Below are 6,367 nucleotides of genomic sequence, written 5' to 3'. Positions count from 1 at the left end.
CTTTGGCAAAAGGAGTACGAACGATCAGCCACAATCGCCTGAGTGCTGGAAAACAAAAGATTGTTTCATACACTTCGTTCCAGAAGTAGGAGACTCGGTAGTCTGTTGCCCAGCCATAAACTACAATATGTAATAACCAGAATGGCAAGAAGTAGTAGAGAATTTCAGGCAGGGTGGCAATAAAAGGTGATATTCCCAGGTATGCACTGCACAAAGGTGCTAGTAGAAAAACAGCTCGTAATACTGGTTGAAAGCAATAGATTAATTGCGATACGCTATAGCTTTTTTGAATCCAGTTTAGTTTCGACCAAATTGGAATGTCCTTGCCACAGAAGTAAACCTGAAAATTTCCTTGTAACCATCGCAGTCGCTGATCGATAAAATCTATATAGGTTCGAGTTGATTCTCCTGTACTCAGAACTTCATTCAGGTAAGTCAGCCGAAAGCCCTGTGTTAACATTCGCAAGGATGTTTGAAAGTCCTCAACGCAGCAGCGAGTATAGTAGCCACCAACAGCATCGAGACAACTACGCCGAACGACATAGGAACTGCCACAACAAATTACACTATTGCCTGCATCGCGGTTTGATTGCAGTAATCCATAAAAATGCTCTAGATCGTTGGGTAGAAAATTTTCTAACCCTAAATTGCGACTGTGATAGTCCGAATTGTAAAAGTATTGTGGAGTTTGGACGAGGGAGATTTCTGGATTTTGAAAAAAACCAACAGTTCGAGTTAAAAAGTTTTTGAAAGGTACGAAATCAGCATCGATCGGTACAATTAATTCGCCAGTAACATACTTTAGTGCGTTATTTAAGTTGCCAGCCTTTGCATGGGTATTATCCGGTCGGGTGATGTATTCACAACCCAATTCCTGTGCTAGTGCTTTAATATTTGGGCGACGAGTATCATCGAGAATATAAATAGTTTTATTGTCATATTCCATTGCCTGACAGCCAATTACAGTCCGGCGAACGATATAATCTGGCTCATTATAAGTTGGCACCAGTACATCAACCAAGGGCAGATATTCGCCATAAATAACAGCTTGAGAGTACCGATCTGCCTCCAGCTTGCGTTGCTGGGAGGTTGACCAGATTGTTTGCACCATGTACAGACAACAAGAAAAGAAAGAAATTACTTCTACACTGTAGATAGTTAAAGAAAAAACTGTACTGGCTGGATGTGAAAAATTTAAGGTAGCAACTGTCCTCCATATAAAATACCGTGCTGCTAAAAATAAGACGATCGACTTAACAATCAGACGAGTCCCATTTGTTGCTCGAACAAATCTCAGACAAATACCAAGTGAGAGAACAGCAACAATTGGGAGTAGCAACTCCCAATCGATAGCTGGAACTTGTAATAATGCTGGCACTACCCGATCGACAGTTGAGTTGACTTCCTGCGGCGAGAAAAATGTTGGCCCTGTACTCGTCCAGTTACTAATAAACAAGGTTGATATAAATACAACAGCACTAGTAGCAAACAACAACCAAACTACAGGGGAAATAATTTTTTTAGGCTTAGTATTCATCACTATTAAATGGCAAAAAACGCAATTTGATGAGAGATTATAAGCCTGCAAACAAACTCGTGGTTCGCACCGGGAATGTCACTCGTGCCGTGTAGCCGATCCGGCAAAGATTTCCGCTCTCACTCGGCTCAGATGAAACCGATCCTGCATCTAAATCGATCCGAACTTGTGTTTGGCGCGGTAAGTTTGGCGGCATGGAGATCGCGACATCTTCCCCAGCAGCTAATCGCCCGATCCCCGAACGGATTACCGAGACTTTTCCTTTGAGCGTACCGGATGAACCCATCCCATTGAGCTTAATCTCGGCTGGGGAGCCAACTTGAAGTAGTTGCACCTTCTGCTCATCTACCCAAGCATCTACCCACCGTTGTTTGCAGGACGCTACTTGCCCTAGTGATTCTCCTTGCTGCACAAACTTGCCAGGTTGGGCAGTTACTCGCCACACTACCCCTGCTGCTGGCGCTTTAATCGTCGCACCCTGCTTGCGTTGAAAGTCCTTTTTTGCCTGACTCAGCTCTGCTTTAGTTCCGGCAATCTTTCTTTTGAAGATTTGAATCCCTTGCCGTTCTTCAGCAATTTGCAGTTGCAACTCCTCTAGCCGAATGCTGGGATCGTAGTTACTTCGCGTTCTGGATAAGGACAAACCGCCACGAACAGCATCCTCATTAACCTGTAAAGTTGCCAGTTTAGCCTGTAAGCTTTTTACTTCACTTTTCCGCTGTTTGAGTTCGATCTCGGCTGTATCAAGGTTGGCGCGAGAGATCGCTCCTTGTGAATTCAAAAACTTTGTGCGCTGGTAGCTCAATTTTGCCAGTTCGCAGCGCGACTTGGCACCTTCGATATCGGACAACAATTGGTTTTGACTTTGCTGATTCTCTGAGACTGCCAGCTTTTGCTGGTTTACAGCCTCTCGACTTACGACATTCAGCAGCAACATTTTACGCGGCAAACGTGCTTGTGCCTGTTCCAACTCTGCTTCCTGTTGATTCAAGCGACTGGAAATCTCTTGAGTTTGAAGTTGGCTAGCTCGTCGGTCTTTGAGCACAAACAACTCTTTCTCGGAGCTGAGAGACTGACCAGTTTTGATTGCGACTTTGGAAATTACGCCTTCTTGTGGTGCCCGGATGTCTGTTAGCGTACCGTTTACAACTGCATCAACGCTGCTAATAGTTGTTAGTTGAGATTGAATCAGGCGGATAGACCAACTTAATAGAGCAGTACTAAGTAGCAACAGCGCCACATTGGAAAACAAAGAGCGCCCTGACTTTCGCGAACCAATTTCTTCCGCTCTCTGAAAGGGTAAAGGTTGAGTTTTAGTGCTTTCTAGAGGCTGAGAGACAAGAGTACGTTTTATCATTAAAGCTAATAATTTATAGGACAAATAACAGCTTGAATCACCATCGACGGTTCAAGAAAACTTTAAAAGCACTCCTCTTAAGGGTTAGAGGAAGAGCCGATCGCTTTTTACACAGATCTTGGCACGATGCCTTTTATTCCGCTTCTGTCACTCTGCCCACATCATCCAAACTCCTTGCTGCATCGCCTTTCCTCTAAAAATTTCCGATCTTTGGGGTTCGATCGGACAATACAGCTTCAAAGTTGTTTTGGAGATGAGTTCTCAAAATCGGATTCGATTTTTAGCTTTGGAGAGCGATTGAAGAGGGTTATTATGTTCGGGAAGTAATATTGCAGATTAGATAACAAAGATCGCGTTCGATCTTTATTTCTATTGGAATGGGATAGAGTTCCATTTGTTTAATTCCTAATTTAACTGCTATGGCTCGATTCTCTTTCAGAAACGCTTCGCGAACGAGATCTGCTCCTTCCATATGACCTAGTTCGCGGCAGAGAGCTTTCTTGACGATCGGGTCGAGCCAACTTGGGATTTAACTCGTACCGAGCGGCTTGCAATGAGCGTAGCCTTTGTGAAGGAGAATCGCATGACTATAATTAACCCTTAGCCAGCTTGTAACTTAAGTATACTATATTATGTATGTATTTGCTCGATCTAAGCCAGTACACAAAAGTTAAATTCAACTTGTACAAATAATAACTACATGCAGCCTCCTCAAAATCGGGATACTACCCACTCAAACCTCAAAAGCTACTGCCAGTGAAACTACAGGGGTTTTGTTTGAGCTGCGATCTGTGGAAATGTCTTTTCTAGGACGATTATTTTTTGGGGAGATGAGAGACCCAGAAGGCGATCGAACGGATCTATGATGCTCTAGTAGGCTATCTTAAGTCTGTCATGGGGTTGAAATTAGCTGCGCCGGACAGCGCGATCGTCAGCCACTGCCAAGATCGCTGCTTTGGATAACCGAGATCCTTTGCTATAATAAGAAACCTTTGCACCAAATCGAAGCCGCCGCAGTTCGGTAGAGCCATTTATTTATGACCAAGAAACGTGTTTTATCTGGCATCCAACCGACTGGTAATTTACATCTAGGCAATTATTTAGGCTCGATTCGCAATTGGGTCGAACATCAAGATCGCTATGAGAATTATTTTTGCGTCGTCGATCTTCATGCCATTACCGCCCCTCACGATCCGCAAACTTTAGCTGAAAATAGTTATACGATCGCGGCTCTTTATCTAGCCTGTGGTATCAGTCTCGAACATGCTAGTATCTTTATTCAGTCGCATATTCCCGCTCATAGCGAGCTAACTTGGTTGCTCAATTGTCTCACACCGTTGAATTGGTTGCAAGATATGATCCAATTCAAAGAAAAGGCAATTAAACAAGGGGAAAATGTCAACGTTGGCTTATTAGATTATCCAGTTTTAATGGCAGCGGATATCCTGCTCTATCAAGCCGATGAAGTCCCAGTGGGCGAAGATCAAAAACAACATTTAGAACTAACTCGCGATATTGCTGCCAGATTCAATCACCAATTTGCCAAAAAAGATCCCGTTCTCAAGTTACCCCACGCTCTCATTCAAACAGATGGGGCGAGAGTCATGAGCCTCACCGATGGCACCAAAAAGATGTCCAAATCCGATCCCTCAGATCTGAGTCGGATTAATTTATTAGATCCGCCCGAACTAGTTGAGAAAAAAATCAAAAAATGCAAAACCGATCTCGAACGCGGTCTGACTTTTGAAGCACTCGCTCGTCCCGAATGTCGGAATTTATTAACTCTCTACATGTTGATGTCCGGCAAGTCCAAAGCCGCAGTCGCCAGCGAATGTCAAGATTTGGGCTGGGGTCAATTCAAACCCCTGCTTACCGAAGCCACGATCGAACATTTACGCCCGATTCAAGCCAAGTATCAAGAAGTCATGACCGATAAAACCTATCTCGAATCCGTCCTTAAAGATGGCAGAGATCGCGCCGCCACGATCGCCGATCGTACCCTGGCAGATGTGAAAGCAGCGCTAGGATTCTCTAGAAGAGGGTAGATGGGAGATGGGAGATGGGAGACGGGGAGACGGGGAGATTGTTGCATTACCCTTTACCCTTTACCCATTCCCCATCCCCCATTCCCCATCCCCTGTATGATAAAAGGTGTAGTCCTCGGGTGCGATCGTGAACGATTTTCGACAAGCTGCGACAAATGGTGAGTTCTTGATTACAGCGGAAGTCGCTCCTCCCAAAGGTGGTGATATCACTCACATGATGGAGATGGCGAACTGTTTGAAGGGTCGCGTTCATGCTGTGAACATCACCGATGGGAGTCGCGCGGTGATGCGGATGTCGCCATTTGCGGCATCATTAATTTTGCTGCGGCATGGGATCGAACCCGTGTGTCAATTTGCCTGTCGCGATCGCAATCGGATTGGACTTCAGGGCGATTTACTCGGCGCTCATGCCTTGGGCATCCAGAATATTTTAGCGTTGACGGGCGACCCGATTAAGGCGGGGGACTATCCCGATGCCAAGGCCGTATTCGACCTAGAAGCCGTCCGACTTCTGAAGATCGTCGGCAACCTCAATCGCGGTCTCGATGGCAACGACAAGCCCCTGCCAGACGGGGCTGTGGACTTATTCGTCGGTGCGGCAGTAGATCCCCAGTGCAAAAGTAAATCGGGTTTAGAGCGACGATTCGAGCAAAAAATCGCCGCTGGCGCGCAGTTTTTCCAAAGTCAGCTTATTTCTGATTTCGATCTGCTGGAGAAATTCATGTACCAAATTGCCAATGGTTATCAAAAGCCCGTGCTGGCAGGTATTTTTCTGCTCAAGTCTGCCAAAAATGCCGAATTTATCAATCGAAATGTCCCCGGCGTAGAGATCCCCCAGCACATTATCGATCGATTGGCTCGATCGTCACAACCGTTGCAAGAAGGGATAAAAATTGCCGCCGAGCAGGTACAAATGGCGAGCCAACTCTGTCAAGGCGTACATCTGATGGCAGTTAAGCGCGAAGACTTAATTCCCCAGATTCTCGATCTAGCAGGAATACCTGCTCTAGCGATCGATTCTCCCCATGCCAACATAATTTAACTCACATCTTGCATCAAAACATAGTTACTAGTGGATAGTGGATAGTTTTAGTACTTAGCAGTAAGTTTTATGGCTATTTTTATCAGTTGCCATGTACTGGTGCAAGATGTGAGTTAATCAATTTTTATCGAGATGAGCTTTATCGACTCTGGTTGGGGAACAGTAGAGTAGGTACAGCAAGGATAATGCCATACCTGAAATTCCCACCAGCTAACGCTTACCGCAGACTGTCACATGAGTTTTAATTTTGCATACCTATCTGGAGGTAGACTCTACCTTAAATTGGGTCAGGCCAGTGTCCAGACCATCATTAGTGAGTTTGGACAAGCCGTTCAACAGCGAGAAGCTCAGATGCAGCGACGTAATAGTTGGAAGCAAAAGAACGT

General features: G+C 45.1%; 5 protein-coding genes. 2 read left to right on the top strand and 3 right to left on the bottom strand.

Annotation, left to right across the window (positions count from 1 at the left end):
• The 3 genes from RMO52_RS17180 to RMO52_RS17170 all read right to left on the bottom strand — a co-directional run.
• Positions 1-1,537 (bottom strand): glycosyltransferase (locus RMO52_RS17180; RefSeq protein ID WP_310416614.1); only part of this gene is annotated, 1,537 nt, incomplete at its 3' end.
• A 37-nt stretch (positions 1,538-1,574) separates the two neighbouring features.
• The gene (locus RMO52_RS17175) at positions 1,575-2,894 is read right to left on the bottom strand and encodes an HlyD family efflux transporter periplasmic adaptor subunit (protein ID WP_310416611.1); all 1,320 of its coding nucleotides are present in this window, start codon (positions 2,892-2,894) and stop codon (positions 1,575-1,577) included.
• A gap of 878 nt (positions 2,895-3,772) precedes the next feature.
• The gene (locus tag RMO52_RS17170; protein WP_310416609.1) at positions 3,773-3,925 is read right to left on the bottom strand and encodes a hypothetical protein; all 153 of its coding nucleotides are present in this window, start codon (positions 3,923-3,925) and stop codon (positions 3,773-3,775) included.
• Between the two features lie 6 nt (positions 3,926-3,931).
• Here RMO52_RS17170 and trpS point away from each other — a divergent pair, with 6 nt between their 5' ends.
• Together trpS and RMO52_RS17160 are read left to right on the top strand one after the other, a co-directional pair.
• Entirely contained in the window at positions 3,932-4,939 is a 1,008-nt protein-coding gene (gene trpS / locus RMO52_RS17165; RefSeq protein ID WP_310416606.1) for a tryptophan--tRNA ligase, read from the top strand.
• A gap of 127 nt (positions 4,940-5,066) precedes the next feature.
• Positions 5,067-5,981: a methylenetetrahydrofolate reductase gene (locus RMO52_RS17160; RefSeq protein WP_396135037.1), complete on the top strand. Its 915-nt coding sequence runs from the start codon at positions 5,067-5,069 to the stop codon at positions 5,979-5,981.
• Positions 5,982-6,367: the final 386 nt, after the last annotated feature.

This window comes from Chamaesiphon sp. OTE_8_metabat_110, assembly GCF_031382685.1.
In the GTDB taxonomy this organism is placed as follows: Bacteria; Cyanobacteriota; Cyanobacteriia; order Cyanobacteriales; family Chamaesiphonaceae; genus Chamaesiphon.
The sequence above is the reverse complement of the archived record's forward strand: the minus strand, read 5'-3'. Positions and strand labels throughout refer to the sequence as shown.